General features: G+C 73.0%; 13 protein-coding genes. 5 read left to right on the top strand and 8 right to left on the bottom strand.

The window, feature by feature from the left end; all coding sequences use genetic code 11:
• Positions 1–92 precede the first annotated feature (92 nt).
• Positions 93–1,451: a D-alanyl-D-alanine carboxypeptidase family protein gene (locus IF61_RS32535; RefSeq protein WP_425428232.1), complete on the bottom strand. Its 1,359-nt coding sequence runs from the start codon at positions 1,449–1,451 to the stop codon at positions 93–95.
• Positions 1,452–1,656: 205 nt separating this feature from the next.
• Here IF61_RS32535 and IF61_RS37085 point away from each other — a divergent pair, with 205 nt between their 5' ends.
• A complete protein-coding gene (locus IF61_RS37085; RefSeq protein WP_030368215.1) occupies positions 1,657–1,869 on the top strand; it encodes an SCO4848 family membrane protein in 213 nt (70 codons plus the stop codon).
• A gap of 83 nt (positions 1,870–1,952) precedes the next feature.
• On the opposite strand, the gene IF61_RS0122015 is transcribed toward IF61_RS37085, so the two are convergent.
• Both IF61_RS0122015 and IF61_RS0122010 read right to left on the bottom strand, forming a co-directional pair.
• Complete coding sequence (locus IF61_RS0122015) at positions 1,953–3,476, bottom strand: ABC transporter substrate-binding protein (RefSeq protein ID WP_342668014.1); 1,524 nt, start codon at positions 3,474–3,476, stop codon at positions 1,953–1,955.
• 112 nt (positions 3,477–3,588) lie between these two features.
• Positions 3,589–4,371, bottom strand: a complete 783-nt coding sequence (locus IF61_RS0122010) for an alpha/beta fold hydrolase (RefSeq protein WP_030368213.1) — start codon at positions 4,369–4,371, stop codon at positions 3,589–3,591.
• Between the two features lie 62 nt (positions 4,372–4,433).
• On the opposite strand from IF61_RS0122010, the gene IF61_RS0122005 reads away from it, so the two are divergent.
• The 3 genes from IF61_RS0122005 to IF61_RS0121995 are packed head-to-tail and all read left to right on the top strand — an operon-like array spanning position 4,434 to position 7,479.
• Positions 4,434–4,829, top strand: coding sequence for a MerR family transcriptional regulator (locus IF61_RS0122005; protein ID WP_030368212.1), 396 nt, complete (start codon positions 4,434–4,436; stop codon positions 4,827–4,829).
• A gap of 59 nt (positions 4,830–4,888) precedes the next feature.
• Positions 4,889–5,281: a hypothetical protein gene (locus IF61_RS0122000; RefSeq protein ID WP_030368211.1), complete on the top strand. Its 393-nt coding sequence runs from the start codon at positions 4,889–4,891 to the stop codon at positions 5,279–5,281.
• Complete coding sequence (locus IF61_RS0121995) at positions 5,281–7,479, top strand: DUF4132 domain-containing protein (RefSeq protein ID WP_052392917.1); 2,199 nt, start codon at positions 5,281–5,283, stop codon at positions 7,477–7,479. The genes IF61_RS0122000 and IF61_RS0121995 overlap by 1 nt, the downstream gene beginning before the upstream one ends.
• A gap of 23 nt (positions 7,480–7,502) precedes the next feature.
• Here IF61_RS0121995 and pdxR read toward each other — a convergent pair whose 3' ends face one another.
• The gene (gene pdxR, locus IF61_RS0121990; protein WP_030368209.1) at positions 7,503–8,966 is read right to left on the bottom strand and encodes a MocR-like pyridoxine biosynthesis transcription factor PdxR; all 1,464 of its coding nucleotides are present in this window, start codon (positions 8,964–8,966) and stop codon (positions 7,503–7,505) included.
• Positions 8,967–9,013: 47 nt separating this feature from the next.
• On the opposite strand from pdxR, the gene IF61_RS0121985 reads away from it, so the two are divergent.
• Complete coding sequence (locus IF61_RS0121985; RefSeq protein WP_030368208.1) at positions 9,014–9,496, top strand: carboxymuconolactone decarboxylase family protein; 483 nt, start codon at positions 9,014–9,016, stop codon at positions 9,494–9,496.
• A 107-nt stretch (positions 9,497–9,603) separates the two neighbouring features.
• On the opposite strand, the gene IF61_RS0121980 is transcribed toward IF61_RS0121985, so the two are convergent.
• From IF61_RS0121980 to IF61_RS0121965, 4 genes are all read right to left on the bottom strand, one after another.
• A complete protein-coding gene (locus IF61_RS0121980) occupies positions 9,604–10,581 on the bottom strand; it encodes an ABC transporter substrate-binding protein (RefSeq protein WP_030368207.1) in 978 nt (325 codons plus the stop codon).
• Positions 10,571–12,562 carry an ABC transporter permease subunit gene (locus IF61_RS0121975; protein ID WP_030368206.1) on the bottom strand — a complete coding sequence of 664 codons (1,992 nt, stop codon included), beginning with the start codon at positions 12,560–12,562 and terminating at the stop codon, positions 10,571–10,573. Before IF61_RS0121975 ends, IF61_RS0121980 begins: the two co-directional genes overlap by 11 nt.
• A gap of 88 nt (positions 12,563–12,650) precedes the next feature.
• Positions 12,651–13,766, bottom strand: a complete 1,116-nt coding sequence (locus IF61_RS0121970) for a quaternary amine ABC transporter ATP-binding protein (RefSeq protein WP_030368205.1) — start codon at positions 13,764–13,766, stop codon at positions 12,651–12,653.
• Positions 13,763–15,322 carry a GMC family oxidoreductase gene (locus tag IF61_RS0121965; RefSeq protein WP_030368204.1) on the bottom strand — a complete coding sequence of 520 codons (1,560 nt, stop codon included), beginning with the start codon at positions 15,320–15,322 and terminating at the stop codon, positions 13,763–13,765. The genes IF61_RS0121970 and IF61_RS0121965 overlap by 4 nt, the downstream gene beginning before the upstream one ends.
• Positions 15,323–15,419 lie beyond the last annotated feature (97 nt).

The following is a 15,419-nucleotide window of genomic DNA, read 5'->3' as shown; positions in this document are numbered from 1 at the left end:
TCGTGGTCGCGCGCCGTGGCGGCGGGAAAAGACCGCGGCGAGGGTCCGGCGGAATGACCCGGCCGCCGGAACCCGTACGCACCGCCTACCCCTTACGCCTTCGGACGGGGCCAGCGACGGTGGACGACGAACGCTCCCGCGCCCAGCGCCACGAGCGCGCCGCCCGCGATCCCCAGGGCCGTCCACATGCCGCCGGAGCCCGAGCCGGCCACCGAGGCCTGCGCGTGGTCGCCGCCGGCCTGCCCGCCGCCGCCCTTGGCGTTGCCGGCGCCCCCCTTCGGGGGAACCAGCATGCCGACCGGCTTGACGTGCCCGGCGGCCTCGAAGCCCCAGTCCAGCAGCCGTGCGGTCTCCTTGTAGACCTCGTGCGGCTCCTGGATGTCCGGGTTCATCACCGTCACCAGCAGCTTGCGGCCGTCGTGCTGGGCGACGCCGGTGAAGGTGTTGCCCGCGTTGGTGGTGGAGCCGTTCTTGACGCCCGCCATGCCCTTGTAGGGGCCGTTCTCCATGCCCTCGCCGGTCAGCAGCCGGTTGGTGTTGATGATGCCGAAGCTCTCGCGCGGCTTGCCCGGCTTCTCCTCGCCGGGGAACTGCGCCGACACCGTCGAGCAGTACTCGCGGAAGTCCGCCTTCTGCAGGCCCGAGCGGGCGAACAGCGTCAGGTCGTACGCGCTGGAGACCTGCTGGTCCGCGTCGTAGCCGTCGGGGGTGACGACGTGGGTATCCAGCGCCTGCAGCTCTTCGGCGTGCGTCTGCATGTCCTTCACGGTCTTCGGGATCCCTCCGTTCATGGACGCCAGCACGCGCACCGCGTCGTTGCCCGAGCGCAGGAACACGCCGAGCCACAGGTCGCGGACGCTGTACGACGACCCTTCCTTGACCCCCACAGCGCTGCTGCCCGCGCCCATGCCCTCCAGGTCAGCGGGGACGACCTTGTGGGTCTTCGCCCGGGGCAGCTTCGGCAGCACGGTGTCCGCGAAGAGCATCTTCAGCGTGGAGGCGGGCGGCAGCTCCCAGTGCGCGTTGTTCGCGGCGAGGATCTCGCCCGACTCGGCGTCCGCCACGAGCCAGGAGCGTCCGCTGAGCTCGGTGGGCAGCTGCGGCGCGCCCGGGCCGAGCTGCACCTGCGGGCCGGGGCGGCCCAGCATCTCCCCGCCCACGGTGGACATCCGGGAGGGCGGCGTCTTGGGCGCGCGCCGGCCGATGCCCTTGCCGTCGTCCTCCCGGCCGGCCACGCCGCCGTTCGCCGGGGCGGCCGGGTTCGCACTGGCACCGGACGGGCTCGGGCTCACGCTGGGGCGGCTCGGGCTCGGGGAGGCCGTGGGGTCGGCCAGGGCGGGGGCGGCGGTCATCAGCGGGGCGAGCAGGGAGGCGGTGGCCGCGAGCGCGGCGGCCCCGCGGCGGCGGCGCGTCGCGGCGGCCCGCGTGGGGTGTGATGTCGTCGTCGGCACGTCCGTGAAACTACCCCGCCACCTGGGGGTTCCAGTCGCCGCCTCACTGGCTCGGATGACGGCCGGGGACCCGATAGGACTATTGCGCTGACCCGAACGCATACTGAAACCCATGCCGAGCACTACGCCTGACGCGCCCGCCGCGGCCCCCGCTCCCGCCGCGTCGCCCGCCCCCGCCGTCCTCTCCCGTCCCGTCTCCTGGTTCCTGCTCGCCTTCGGCGTGTGGAGCTGGGTCATCTGGATCACCTTCGCGAAGAATCTGTGGAAGGACGGCAGCGGTCTCGCCTTTGACGACGCGGGCGACCCGACCGCGTACTTCTGGGTGCATCTGCTGCTCGCGGTCACCTCGTTTCTTCTGGGGACGGCTGTGGGGCTGATCGGGTTGCGCGGGGTGCGGGCGCTGCGGCGCACGTCATAAGGCGCCCGCCATAAGGCGCCCGTCCACAGGGCGCCCGTCCGGGCGGCCCCGGGGCGCGTCCGGGCATGCGCGTCCGGGCCGCCTCAGATGCGGCCGAGCTCCCAGAGCCGCCACAGCCCGGTCCCGTCCGACAGGTACTGCGTCCCGGAGACGGACGACGAGCTCAGCACGTAGTCCTTCTTCTGCCACAGGGGCACCACGGGCACGTCCCGGGCGATGATCTCCTGGATGGCCCGGAAGTCCTTCGTGACGCGGCTGCGCTGGTAGCTGCCCTGCGTGGCCCGGATGAGCTCCTCGACCCTGGGGTTGTCGTAGCCGGAGCGGAAGCTGGAGGACCGGCCGACGAGCGGGGCGGTGAAGTTGTCCGGGTCGGGGAAGTCGGCGAGCCAGCCGACGCAGTACGCGTCGTAGGCGCCTTTGGCGTAGCCCTTCTGGAACTCCGTCCACTCCACGTACTGCGTGGCCACCTCGAACAGCCCGGTGCCCTCCAGCTGCTTCTTGAGCAGGGCCGCCTCCTCCTGCGTGGCGGCGCCCTGCGAGAAGGCGATGGTGAAGCGGACCGGGGTGGCGATGCCGGCCCGGCGGAGGAGGGTGCGGGCGGCCTCCGGGTCGGGCTGGGGGTGGAGGTCGAAGAAGGCAGTGGAGTGGCCCGTGAGGCCCTGGGGGATCAGGGAGTACAGGGGCTCGACGGTGCGGCGGTGGACGTCGCGCGCGAGGGCCTCGCGGTCGATGACGGCGGCGACCGCCTGGCGGACCGGCTGCTCCTCGAACGGGGAGCCGCCGCGCAGGTTGAAGAAGAGGGAGCGGGTCTCGGAGCCGGTGCTCTCCATGAGCTTCACCCCGCTGTCCGACAGGGAGTGCCCGGCGATGTCGGCCGGCGGCATCAGGCGCCCGGCGACGTCGATGGACCGCTCCTTCCAGGCCCGGCTCATCGCCGCCGCGTCGCGGTAGTAGTGGACGCTGACGGCGCCGCCCTTGTGCTTGACGGCTCCCTGGTAGTTCTTGCTGGGCCGCAGCTCGGCGACGGCCTTGGGCCGGTAGCCCTCCAGGCGGTACGGGCCGGAGCCGTCGGCCTCGGTGCCGGTGCGGAGCCGGTCCGCGGGGTAGCGCGCGCTGTCGACGATGGCGCCGGCGCCGGTGGCTATCTTGAACGGGAACGTGGCGTCGGGGACCCGTAATTGGAAGGTGATCGTCCGGTCGTCGGTGGTGACCGACTGCAGGGTGTCGAGCAACGACAGCGGTCCTTGCGGGGACTTGATCCGTTTGATTCGCTCGAAGGAGAACTGCACGTCCTTGACGGTCACTTCACGGCCGTTCCCGAACTTCAGCCCCTCGCGGAGCTCGCACTCGTACGTCCGCAGGTCGCCGCCGCGAAAGCCGCAGCGGCTGGCCGCGTCCGGCACGGGGACGCCGGTGCCGGGGGTGTAGGTCAGTAACGACTGGTAGAGGTTGCTGAACAGCGCCCAGGAGCCGGCGTCGTAGGCCCCGGCGGGGTCGAGCGTGGTGACGGTGTCCGTGGTGCCGATGCTGATCGGCTCCTGGTCGTCGTCCCCCGGGGACATCAGCTCGCACCCCGCCGCCCCGCTGCCCAGCACCACGGCGGCCACTAAGGCCACCCCCGCCCGCACCCCGCGCATCGCCGTGCCCCCTCCGCCCAGTGATGCGCCACACTCAAACACGCCGAACGCACGCGCGTCCGGCGATTCGGCCAAGTGATCGTCAGAGTTCCTTTCGGGCGAGGAAGTCCAGGATCAGCTTCTCCCACTCGCGCGGCTTCTCGGCCATCGGGACGTGCCCGGTGTCCAGCTCGGCGTACTCCGCACCGGGGATGTGCGCCGCCAGGAAACGGGAGTTGGAGGGCGCGACGAGGGTGTCCTGCAGGGTGGCGATCACCAGGGTGGGGACGGAGATGCCGGCGAGGTGGGGCGTGTTGTCGGCCGCCGCGACCACCGCGGACTGCTCGGCGGCGCCGGCCGGGACGCCCTCGGCGATCAGCTCCAGGAACGCCGGCACCTCCCGCTCGGGCACGGCGTTGAAGAACTCCTCCCCGAAGCCGCTCAGCGCGACGAAGTGGGCGAAGCCCTTGGTGTCGCCCGCCGCGAGCAACCGCTGCCAGATCGCCAGGGAGGACCGGGTCCGGTTGTCCGGCCGGGCCAGGCCCGCCGTCAGGACCAGGCCGCGCACCCGGTCCGGGTAGCGGGCCGCCGTCCGCACGGAGACCAGGGTGCCCAGCGAGTAGCCGAGGAGCGTGAAGGTGTCGAGGCCCGCCCCGTCCGCCGCGGCCACGACGCCGTCCACCAGCCCGTCCAGGGTCAGCGGGCCGGCCGGGAGCGGGGTCGCGCCGGAGCCGGGGTAGTCGGGCGCGACCACGGTGTGGTGCGCGGCGAGGGCCGGAATGACCGGCGCGTAGTTGCCCTCGATGCTGCCGCCCGCGCCGTGCGCGAGGAGCAGGCCGGGGCCGGAGCCGTGGACGGTGGTCGAGAATGCGGGAATCTGTGTCATGGCCACGAGGTTGCCGTATGACATCAGTGTCAAGGTCAAGTCCTGACGGGAGAGAACTGCCCATGCGCATCGGAGAGCTGTCGCGCCGCACCGGAGTGAGCCCCCGGCTCCTGCGCTACTACGAGGAGCAGGGCCTGCTCCGCTCCGAGCGGGACACCAACGGCTACCGCAGGTACCACCCGGACGCCGCCGAGCGCGTGGGCCGCATCCGCGAGTTCCTCGACGCCGGCATGACCACGGAGACCATCCGCACCCTGCTGCCCTGCGCCCAGGGCGGCCCCGGCCTGCAGACCTGCACGCACACCGTCCGGGTGCTGGACGACGAGCTCGCCCGGGTGGACGAGGAGATGGCCGAGCTCCGGCGCCGCAAGGAGGCGCTGCTCGGGGTGACCGAGGCGATGGACGCCCGCCGGCGCGAGGACGAGGCCCTCGCCGGAGCGGCGCTGAAGTCCGCCTGACCTGCGCTTCGGCCCGGTGCCGAGGGCCGTTGTCAGTGGCCGCCCCTACTCTCTGCGACATGGCAAAGGTGAGGCTCGTCGACGAGACGACATCGGGGGAGCGCCGCGACGCGTGGGCGCTCGACGTCGCCGAGGAGCGGCTGACGCTACGTGAAGTGATTCGGCGTCGGGTGTTCGTGGAGGTGGCGGAGTTCAACGCGGGCCGCGCGAAGGCGGCTCCGGCGCTGGTTCAGCCGACTGCGGCGGAACGCCTGCTCAACGATCCGGGGAAGCGCGAGGCGGGGCGGCTGCAGCCCCAGCGGTGCTACGAGCGCGCGCTCGCCGCGTTCGCGCGCAACGGCTTCCTGGTGCTCGTCGGTGACCGGCAGGTGACCGACCTGGACGAGGAGCTGGAGTTCGCGACCGCCGCCGAGGTCACGTTCCTCAAGCTCGTCCCGCTGGTGGGTGGCTGATGACGACGGCGCCGGAAACCGCCGCCTGGTTCGAGGAGCTGGGGCGGCAGCACACGACCTACGACTTCGACAACCCCATGTGGGACGCGGCGGCCGCCGCCGTGGACGCCGGGCACCCCCTCCCCGGGCCCGCCGTCGCGACGCTGCGCCGCACCCTCCTCCTCCACCCGTACTGGGTCGGCGGACCGTACCGGAAGGCCATCGCCGCCATGAAGGAGCCGCTGCTCAACCCCGGCGAGGCATGGGCCGACCAGGCCATGACCGAGGTGGCCGGGCCCGGCGGCGGGCCCTGGGAGCGCCTGCTGGCCCACGCCCTCACCGCCCACGGCGCCCGCCCCACCGGCAGGTGGGACAGGGCCGCGCGCACCCTCCTCGACGGGCTCGGCGAGGACCCCGGCGCCGTGCGGCAGCGCCTCCTGTCCTGGCTCGGGCTCGCCACCCGGCCACGCACCCGCCCGTACGTCCCGGGCCACTACGGCGACGCCGATGCCCTGTACGACCCGTACAACGTGGACGCTCTGCGCGGCCTCGCCTGGATGCTGTCGCTCCTGGAGCCCCACCCCGACACCGCCCGCGCCTTGGGCACCCTCGTCACCCACGCGCTGCGCAAGGTGCCCGGCGTCGGCCCCCGCAGCCCCAAGCTGGCCAACGCCTGCGTGCTCGCCCTCTCCCGCACCGACGGCGACGCGTCCCTGGCCGAACTGGCCCGGCTCGCCGCCCGCGTCACCTACAAGGGCACGCTCAAGCAGATCGACACCGCCCTCGCGGCCCGCGCCGAGGCGCTCGGGCTCAGCCGCGACGAGATCGAGGAGCTGGCGGTCCCCTCGTACGGGCTGACCGGGGTCGGCCGCGCCGCCCACGCCCTCGGCGACTGCGCGGCCGAACTGGCCGTCCAGGGCACGAAGACGGTCCTCACTTGGCGCAACGCCACCGGGAAGGCCGTCAAGAGTCCGCCCGCCGCCGTCCGCCGGGACCACGCCGACGAGCTCAAGGAGCTCAAGACGGCGGCCAAGGACATCGAGAAGATGCTCGGCGCCCAGAGCGAACGGCTGGACCGGCTCTTCCTCGCCCGCCGGCAGTGGACGTACGGCGCCTGGCGCGAGCGCTACCTCGACCACCCCCTCGTGGGCACTCTCGCCCGCCGGCTCCTGTGGACCGTCGACGGGCAGGCCTGCGGCTTCGCCGACGGCGGACTGCGCACCCTCGCCGGCGCCGGGGTGACGGCGGGCCCGGACGCCCCGGTCGAGCTGTGGCACCCGGTGGACCGGGAGCCCGCCGAGGTCCTCGCCTGGCGCGAGTGGCTCGAACACCACGGCGTCACCCAGCCGTTCAAGCAGGCCCACCGCGAGGTGTACCTGCTCACGGACGCCGAGCGCGCCACCCGCGTGTACTCCAACCGCTTCGCCGCCCACGTGCTGCGCCAGCACCAGTTCAACTCCCTTGCGGCCGCCCGGGGCTGGCGGCACAAGCTGCGCCTCTGTGTGGACGACGAATACCCGCCCGCCGTGCGCGAACTCCCGCAGTGGGGGCTGCGCGCGGAGTTCTGGGTCGACGGCGTCGAGGACACGACGGGCGCCCACGTCACCGACAGCGGCAGCTATCTGTGGCTCGGCACCGACCAGGTGCGCTTCTATCCGATCGACGCGCCGCAGCACACGGCCCACGCCGGCTCCGGCGAGTACCGCCTAGGCTGGAGCCGGCGGCCGGCCGAGCCGGTACCGCTCGCGGAGATACCGGCCCTGGTCCTGAGCGAAGTCCTGCGCGACGTCGACCTGTTCGTGGGCGTGGCCAGCCTGGGCAACGACCCGGCGTGGCAGGACGGCGGACCCGAGGGCCGCTTCCGGGACTACTGGAACGCGTACGGCTTCGGCGAGCTGTCCCAGAGCGCCGAGACCCGCCGGGACCTCCTCGCCCGGCTCGTGCCGCGGCTCGCGATAGCCGACCGCTGCACGGTCGAGGGCCGCTTCCTGCACGTCCGCGGCGACCTCCACCCGTACAAGATCCACCTCGGTTCGGGCAACATCCTCATCGCCCCGCACGACCGCTACCTGTGCATCGTCCCCAAGGGCACCGGCGGCCCGGACGCGGGTCACCTTCCCTTCGAGGGCGACCGGACGCTGTCCGTGATCCTCAGCAAGGCCGTGCTGCTCGCCGGGGACAAGGAGATCACCGACCCGACGATCACCAGCCAGCTGTGAACGGCCGGCGCACGTGGCCCCGCTCACTCCGCCGGCGGCAGCACCCTCAGCAGCGCCTCCAGGGCGCCCGGGAACGCGTGGTCCGGCGGGGTGCCGTAACCGACGATGAGGCCGTCGGGGGTGGGGGCGGACGTCGCGGGCGGGGTGGCGCGGAGGCGGGCGAGGCCCTCCAGGGCCAGGCCCTCCCAGGCCGCGGCCTGCAGAGTCGGGTACTCGGTGCCCGGCGGGAGTTCGAGGACGACGTGGAGGCCCGCCGCGATGCCGGTGACCTTGATGTGCGGGGCGCGTTCGGCGAGGACCTCGACGAGCCGGTCGCGCCGCCGCCGGTACCGCAGCCGCATCGCGCGGACGTGCCGGTCGTACGCCCCCGACGTGAGGAACTCCGCGAGCGTCAGCTGCTCCAGCGCCCCCGAGCTCCACTCCCCCGCCTGCTTGTGGGCCAGCACCTCGCCGGCGAGGTGCTCCGGCAGCACCGTCCACGCGAGCCGCAGCCCCGGCGCCAGCGACTTGCTCGCCGTGCCGAAGTAGACGATGCGCTCCGGGGCGAGGCCCTGCAGGCAGCCCACGGGCTGCCGGTCGTAGCGGAACTCGCCGTCGTAGTCGTCCTCCAGGATCGTCCCGCCGGTGCGGGCCGCCCAGTCGACGACCGCGGCGCGCCGGTCGGGGTGCAGGGGCACGCCGGTCGGGAACTGGTGCGCAGGGGTGATGAGCACCGACCGCGCGCCCGCCTTGCCGCCCTCCAGCACGCCGACGTCGGCGCCCTCCCGGTCCAGCGGCATCGGCAGGCACCGCAGCCCCGCCCGCTCCAGCGCCTCCCGGTGGAACCACAGCCCGTACTCCTCCACCCCCATCTCCCGCGTCCCGCGCTCCCGCAGCACCCGGCTCACCAGCCCCAGGCCCTGCGTGAACCCCGCGCACACCACGATCCGCTCCGGGTCCGCGTGCACGCCGCGCGCCCGCGCCAGGTAGCCCGCGAGGGCGGTCCGCAGCTCGGGCCGGCCCCGTTCGTCTACGCGCCCGAACGCCTCGTGCGGGGCGGCCGCCATCGCCCGGCGGGCCGCGGCGAGCCACGCGGCGCGCGGGAACGCGGAGACGTCGGCGGTCCCGGGGCGCAGGTCGTAGGAGGCCCGCCGCGGCGTCCGCACGGGCGGCGTCCGGCGCTCGGGCGCCCGCGCCGCCGCCCGCCGGGCCACCCTGGTGCCCGAGCCCTGGCGGGCGGTCAGCCAGCCCTCGGCGACGAGTTCGCCGTACGCGTCGGCGACGGTGTTCCGGGCCAGGCCGAGGTCGGCCGCGAGCGTGCGGGAGGACGGCAGCCTGCTGCCGGGCGCGAGCCGCCCGCTGCGGACGGCCTCGCGCAGGGCGCGGATCAGGGAGGCCCGTACGCCGCCGGGCCCGCTCAGGTCCAGGTGGAAGTCCGCGCCCGCGCCGTCACCGGCGTCCGGGTCCGCTTCCCGCACGGCCTCCGGAGTGGCCCATGATTTCTCCATGGGAATGGACCATACCCGTGGGCTGCCCGCGTCCTAGTGTCGTAGCCATGACGAACACGAACGCACAGGTCACCGGCCACCACCACGCCCCCCGCATGCTGCTCCACGAGGTCGCCCCCGAGGTCGGGAAGGCCATGCTGAGCCTGGAGCGGGCGGCCCGGAAGGGCCTGGAGACCTCCCTCATCGAGCTGGTCAAGATCCGCGCCTCGCAGCTCAACCGCTGCGCCTTCTGCCTGGACATGCACACCAAGGACGCCCGCAAGCTCGGCGAGTCCGAGGAGCGCATCTACCTCCTCAACGCCTGGCACGAGGCTCCCGGCCTCTACACCGAGAAGGAGCAGGCGGCGCTCGCCCTGACCGAGGCGGTCACCCTGCTGCCCGGCGGCGTGTCCGACGAGGTGTACGAGCGGGCCGCGAAGCACTTCCCGCAGCAGGAGCTCGCCCAGCTCATCGCCATGATCACCACGATCAACGCGTGGAACCGGATCGGCGTGACGACGGGGCTGGGACCGGGCGCGTACGCGGTCTGAGCCCGAGCGGCCCGAGCCGGAGCGGCCCGAGCCGGACAAGCGGAAGCGGCGCCGTCCACGGGGGTACGGCGCCGCTCGCGCTCACTGCGTCTCCGGCTCCGGTCGGCCTACGGCAGCCACTTCTTCCACACGTCCGGGTTCTCCTTCACCCACCGCTTCGCCGCCTCGTCCGCGCTCAGCTTGTCCTCGGCGATCATCTGGGCCACGGCGTTCTGGTCCTTCTTCGACCACGCGAAGTTCTTCAGGAACCGGGCCGCCTTGCCGCCCTTCCGCGTGAAGTCCGCGTTGAGGAACTTCTTCAGCGGCGTGGTGGGGTAGGCGCAGTTGACGGTGGACGGGTCCTTCGTGCCCTTGTCCGCGCACTCCTGCGTGTACTCGGGCAGCTTCACCTCCACCATCGGCACCTCGTTGAACAGCCACTGCGGCTCGTACCAGTACGTCAGGAACGGCTTCTTCTCCTTGGCGGACTGCTGCAGCTGCGTGATCTGCGCCGCCTCGGAGCCCGCGAACACGACCTTGTAGTCCAGGCCGAGGTTCGCGACGAGCGCCTTGTCGTTCGTGACGTACGACGGCGAGCCGTCCAGGAGCTGGCCCTTGCCGCCGCTCTCCGGGCCGCGCAGCTGCGAGGCGTACTTGTTGAGGTTCCGCCAGTCGAGGACGTCGGGGTGGGCGTCCGCGAAGTACTTGGGCACCCACCAGCCGATGTGGCCGGTGACGCCGAGGTCGCCGCCGGGGGCGATGGTCTTCTTGTCCTCGACGTACCGCTTCTCCTGCTCCGGGTGGCCCCAGTCCTCCATGATCGCGTCGACGCGGCCCTGGCTGAGCGCGTCCCACGCGGGCACCTCGTCGACCTGCACGGTGTCGACGCGGTAGCCCAGCTCGTGCTCCAGCAGGTACTTGGCGACGGCCGTGTTGGCCCGCGCGCCCACCCAGGACTGCACGGACAGCGTGACGGTCTTCGTGCCCGCCGCGTCCGCGTACGGGGACGCCTGCTTGGTCATGTCGGCCGCGCCGCAGCCGGTGGCCGTGGCGGCGGCGGCCAGGACGCACAGGGCGGATGCCGCCATCATCGTCTTACGCGCCATCACGCGCTCCCTTCGTCGGCTGGGTGACCCGGTCGAGCATCAGCCCCAGGCAGGCGATGGCCACGCCCGCGGTGAGACCGGTCGCCAGGTCGCCCTGCGCGAGGCCGAACACGACCTCGTAGCCCAGCGCGCCGCCGCCCACGAGACCGCCGATGATGACGACGGACAGCACCAGCACCACGGCCTGGTTGACCGCGAGCAGCAACTGCGGGCGCGCCAGCGGGAACTGCACCTGGCGCAGCTGCTGGCCGCTGGTCGCGCCCAGCGACCGGGCCGACTCCATCGCGCCCGGGTTCACCCGGCGCAGGCCCTCGCTCGCGATGCGGACGACGGCGGGCAGCGCGTACACGACGGCGGCCGCGGCGGCCGGGGCCCGGCCGATGCCGAACAGGGCCACGACGGGGATCAGGTACACGAACTGCGGCATGGTCTGGAAGACGTCCAGGACCGGGCGCAGCAGCCGCTCCACGCGCGGGCTGCGCGCGGCGGGCACGGCGATCGCGAAGCCGAGGACGAGCGTGACGGCGACGGCGGCCACCACCTGCGAGAGCGTGTCCATGGACAGCTCCCAGCGGCCCAGCACGCCGATCGCGGCGAGCGAGAGGACTGCCGTCAGGGCCGTGCGCCACGTGCCGATGAGCCAGGCGAGGGCTGCCACGAGGAGGAGGGCGCCCCACCAGGGGAGGGCCTGGAGGCCGTCGCGGAGGGGGTCGAGGACCCAGGCGGTGTAGTGGGCGGCGAGGTCGGCGGTGCCGCCGATGCCGGGGATTCCCGTGTAGAGGTGGTCGACCATCCAGTCCTTGGCGGTGTTCACGGGGGCGGCGATCGCCACCGTCCAGGTGTCGGGCCAGGGCTTCGCGCCCGCGGTGAGGGCGGCTGCCGCCACGACGGCTACGCCTGCAGCCCATGCGGTCGCTCGCCGGGTGCGGGCCGTCGTCCGGGAAGAGCGGGGCGAAGCCGCGCCCGCTGTCGTGCGGTCCAGGACGATCGCGAGCAGGACGATCGGGATGCCGGCGGCCAGGGCGCTGCCCACGTCGACCGTGGACAGGGCCTGGTAGACGCGGTCTCCGAGGCCGTCCGCGCCGATGACGGACGCGATGACGGCCATGGACAGGGCCATCATGATGGTCTGGTTGACGCCCAGGAGCAGCTCGCGCCGGGCGAGCGGCAGCCGGGCCGTCAGCAGGCGCTGCCGGCCGGTCGCGCCGAGGGACTCCACAGCCTCCATGACGCCCTGGTCGGTGGAGCGCAGGCCGAGCGCGGTGAGCCGGGCCATGGGCGGGGCGGCGTAGACGACGGTCGCGAGGACGGCGGGCGCCACGCCGATGCCGAAGACGAGGACGACGGGCAGCAGGTACGCGAACGCGGGCAGCGCCTGCATGGTGTCGAGTACGGGGCGCAGCGCGCGGAACGTACGGTCCGACAGGCCCGCGGCGAGGCCGAGGAGCGCGCCGACGGCGACGGACACCGCCACCGCGACGATCATCAGGGCGAGGGTGCGCATCGTGGGCACCCACATGCCGAGGAGCCCGCAGGCGGCGAACGAGGCGAGGGCGACGACGGCGACCCGTGCGCCCGCGACCCGCCACGCGAGCAGCGCGGCCGTCGCCGTCACACCGGCCCAGCCGAGGGCCAGGAGGACGGTGTAGACGGCGTGCACGGCGCCGATGATCGCGCCGCTGACGTGCCCGAAGAAGTAGAGGAAGGCCCAGTGGCTGTCGCGGTTGTCGATGATCCAGTCGCTGGCCCCGGTGAGGGGCTTGGTCAGGTCGACGGTGAACGCGGAGGGCCAGGTGCCGCTGCCGTGGGTGGCTGCGGCCACGGGCACGAGGACGGCCGCGGCCGCGGCGAGGATGAGCAGCTTGCGGGCGGCGGGCCGGGCCCACAGGGCCTTCAGCACGGCCGCGCCGGCTGCGGCTTCCGGCTCGGTCTTCTTCGCCCTGGCGGCGGCTGCGCGGGCGGGGGTGGTGGCTGTGCTCATGCGGACCGCCTCCGGCGCGGGTACGAAATCCGGTGCGGGTCCGGTGCTGGTTGCGGACGGCCGTTCACGGCCGTCAGGGGCTGCACGGTCATGCCACTGCCCTCCGCGAGGAGTCCAGTCCCGCGACCACGCCCAGCAGGCTGCGGTGGTCGACGACGCCGACGCAGCGGCCGCCCTCGACGACGCGGGCCAGGGTGCCGGTGCGGGCCACCGTCTCGATCGCTTCGGCGACGGTCGTCGTCGGGTCGAGGGTCTCGCCCGTCTCCGATTCGTCCGCGGCGGCGGGGCGCATGGCGCGCCGGACGGTGAGGACCTGTTCGCGCGGGACGTCCCGGACGAAGTCGCGCACGTAGTCGTCGGCCGGGGAGCCGACGATCTCCTCGGGGGTGCCGCACTGCACGACGCTACCGCCGCGCATGAGGGCGATCCGGTCGCCGAGGCGCAGGGCCTCGGACAGGTCGTGGGTGATGAAGACCATGGTGCGGCCCTCGTCGCGGTGCAGGCGGACGACCTCTTCCTGCATGTCGCGGCGGATGAGCGGGTCGAGGGCGCTGAACGGCTCGTCGAACAGGAGGACTTCGGGGTCGGCGGCGAGGGCGCGGGCGAGGCCCACGCGCTGCTGCTGGCCGCCGGAGAGCTGGCCGGGGCGGCGGTCCTCCAGGCCGGCGAGGCCGACCTTCTCCACCATCTCGGCCGCCTTGGCGCGGCGCTCGGCCTTGCCGACGCCCTGGATCTCCAGGCCGTAGGCGACGTTGTCGAGGACGGAGCGGTGCGGGAGCAGCCCGAAGTGCTGGAAGACCATGGCCGCGCGGTGGCGGCGCAGGTCGCGCAGGGCGCCCTTGTCCATGCCGCACACGTCCTCGCCGTCGATGGCGATGGTGCCGGAGGTCGGCTCGATGAGCCGGGTCAGGCAGCGGACGAGCGTGGACTTGCCGGAGCCGGACAGGCCCATGACGACGAAGACCTCGCCCTGGCGGACGTCGAAGGAGACGTCGCGGACGGCGACGGTGCAGCCGGTCTGCTCGCGCAGCTCCTCGGGGGAGAGCCCGGCGTGTTCGCTGCCGGGGACGCGGTCGGCCTTCGGCCCGAAGACCTTCCACAGGTTGCGGACGCTGAAGACGGCCGGGGCGTCGGCCGCGGCCTGCGGCGTGTGCTCGGGCGTACGGTCGGTGGGCGCGCCGGTGCCGGCGTCATTGCCGTTCATCGGGGGTCACCCCCGGTGCCGGGGCCTGCTACAAGCATCTCCGCGCACTTCTCCCCCACCATCAGGACTCCGATCATCGGGTTCACGGCGGGCATCGTCGGGAAGACGGACGCGTCCGCGATGCGGATGTTGGTCAGGCCGCGGACGCGCAGCTCGGGGTCGACGACGGCGAGGGCGTCGTCGGCGGCGCCCATGCGGCAGGTGCCCGCGGGGTGGTAGACGGTGTGCGCGGCCTTGCGGACCAGCTCGCTGATCTCCGCGTCGCCGGTGACGTCCGGGCCGGGGAAGACCTCGCGCTTGAGCCACTTCTTGAACGGCTCGGCCTCGGCGACCTTGCGGGCGAGCTTGATGCCGTCGACGAGGGTGCGGCCGTCGTAGTCGTGCTCGTCCTCGAAGTAGCGGAAGTCGAGGGCGGGCTTGGCCTCGGGGTCGGCGGAGGTGAGGTAGAGGCGGCCGCGGGCGCGGGACTTGGGGATGTTGGGGGTCATGGACACGCCGTGCTCGGGGCGTTCGTAGCCCAGTCGCTCGGGGTTGTCCGTGAAGGGGATCTGGTAGAAGTGGAACATCAGGTCCGGGCCCTGGTGCTCCGGGTCCCGCTTGACGAACAGGCCCGCGTCGGAGTCCATCGCGGAGTTGCCCGGGATGGGCCCGTCGGTCTCCCAGACGATGACCGACTCGGGGTGGTCGATGAGGTTCTCGCCGACGCCCGGCAGGTCGAGCACGCAGGGTATGCCGAGCGCTTCGAGGTCCTTCTTCGGGCCGATGCCGGAGTGCATCAGCAGCCGGGGCGTGTCGACGGCGCCCGCGCACACCAGCACCTCGCGGACGGCCTCGACGTAGATCTCCTCGCCGTCCTTGGTGCGGACGTGGACGCCCTTGGCGCGGGTGCCGTCCAGCTCCAGCTTGTGCGCCCAGGTCTCCAGCATGAGGCGGAGGTTGGGGCGGTCGCCGGCCTCCATGTGGGGGTGGAGGTAGGCGACGGAGGCGGAGGAGCGCTTGTTGTTCTCCGGGTGGTAGGAGAGGTCGAAGAAGCCGACGCCCTCGTCGAAGGGCTTGTCGTTGAAGCCGGTGACCTCGGGGACGCCGAGGGCGGTCTTGACGGCCTCGATCCAGTCGGAGGCGATGGCGTTCTGGTCCTTCTTCGCTACCCGCACGATGTTGTTGCGGAGCTTGCCGAAGTAGGGGTCCATGTCCTTCGCGCCCCAGCCGGCGGCGCCCGCGGCCTCCCACTCGTCCCAGTCGGACGGCAGCGGCTTGAAGGAGATCAGGGTGTTGTGCGAGGAGCAGCCGCCCAGCACCTTGGCGCGGCTGTGCAGGATGTGCGAGTTGCCGCGGGGCTGCTCGGTGGTCGTGTACTCGTAGTCCAGCTCACCGCCCAGCAGGCCGAGCCACTTGCGCAGCGTCAGCACGTCCTCGCGGTCGATGTCGGACGGGCCGCCTTCGATGACGACGACGGAGGTCCCGGGGTCCTCGGCGAGGCGGGAGGCGATGACGGAACCGGCGGTGCCGCCACCGACGACGACGTAGTCGGCCGTGATCTTCTGGGCGGGGGGCATGGGGGTACTCCTCGGGGGCAGGAAGGTTCTTCGCTTACGGGTTGTTCGCTTGCGGTGTTCTTCGCGTGCGGGCTCTTCGCCCGCACGCCGTTCGCTT

It is taken from the genome of Streptomyces roseoverticillatus (genome assembly GCF_000719265.1).
Taxonomy (GTDB): domain Bacteria; phylum Actinomycetota; class Actinomycetes; order Streptomycetales; family Streptomycetaceae; genus Streptomyces; species Streptomyces roseoverticillatus.
Note: the sequence above shows the minus strand (reverse complement) of the source record. Positions and strands in the feature narration are given on the sequence as shown.

What these genes read in the sequence shown, in the direction of transcription:
- IF61_RS0122010 (WP_030368213.1), bottom strand. Translation starts at nt 4,371, where the DNA reads ATGACACAGATTCCCGCATTCTCGACCACCGTCCACGGCTCCGGCCCC.
- IF61_RS0122005 (WP_030368212.1), top strand. Translation starts at nt 4,434, where the DNA reads ATGCGCATCGGAGAGCTGTCGCGCCGCACCGGAGTGAGCCCCCGGCTC.
- IF61_RS0122000 (WP_030368211.1), top strand. Translation starts at nt 4,889, where the DNA reads ATGGCAAAGGTGAGGCTCGTCGACGAGACGACATCGGGGGAGCGCCGC.
- IF61_RS0121995 (WP_052392917.1), top strand. Translation starts at nt 5,281, where the DNA reads ATGACGACGGCGCCGGAAACCGCCGCCTGGTTCGAGGAGCTGGGGCGG.
- pdxR (WP_030368209.1), bottom strand. Translation starts at nt 8,966, where the DNA reads ATGGAGAAATCATGGGCCACTCCGGAGGCCGTGCGGGAAGCGGACCCG.
- IF61_RS0121985 (WP_030368208.1), top strand. Translation starts at nt 9,014, where the DNA reads ATGACGAACACGAACGCACAGGTCACCGGCCACCACCACGCCCCCCGC.
- IF61_RS0121980 (WP_030368207.1), bottom strand. Translation starts at nt 10,581, where the DNA reads ATGGCGCGTAAGACGATGATGGCGGCATCCGCCCTGTGCGTCCTGGCC.
- IF61_RS0121975 (WP_030368206.1), bottom strand. Translation starts at nt 12,562, where the DNA reads ATGAGCACAGCCACCACCCCCGCCCGCGCAGCCGCCGCCAGGGCGAAG.
- IF61_RS0121970 (WP_030368205.1), bottom strand. Translation starts at nt 13,766, where the DNA reads ATGAACGGCAATGACGCCGGCACCGGCGCGCCCACCGACCGTACGCCC.
- IF61_RS0121965 (WP_030368204.1), bottom strand. Translation starts at nt 15,322, where the DNA reads ATGCCCCCCGCCCAGAAGATCACGGCCGACTACGTCGTCGTCGGTGGC.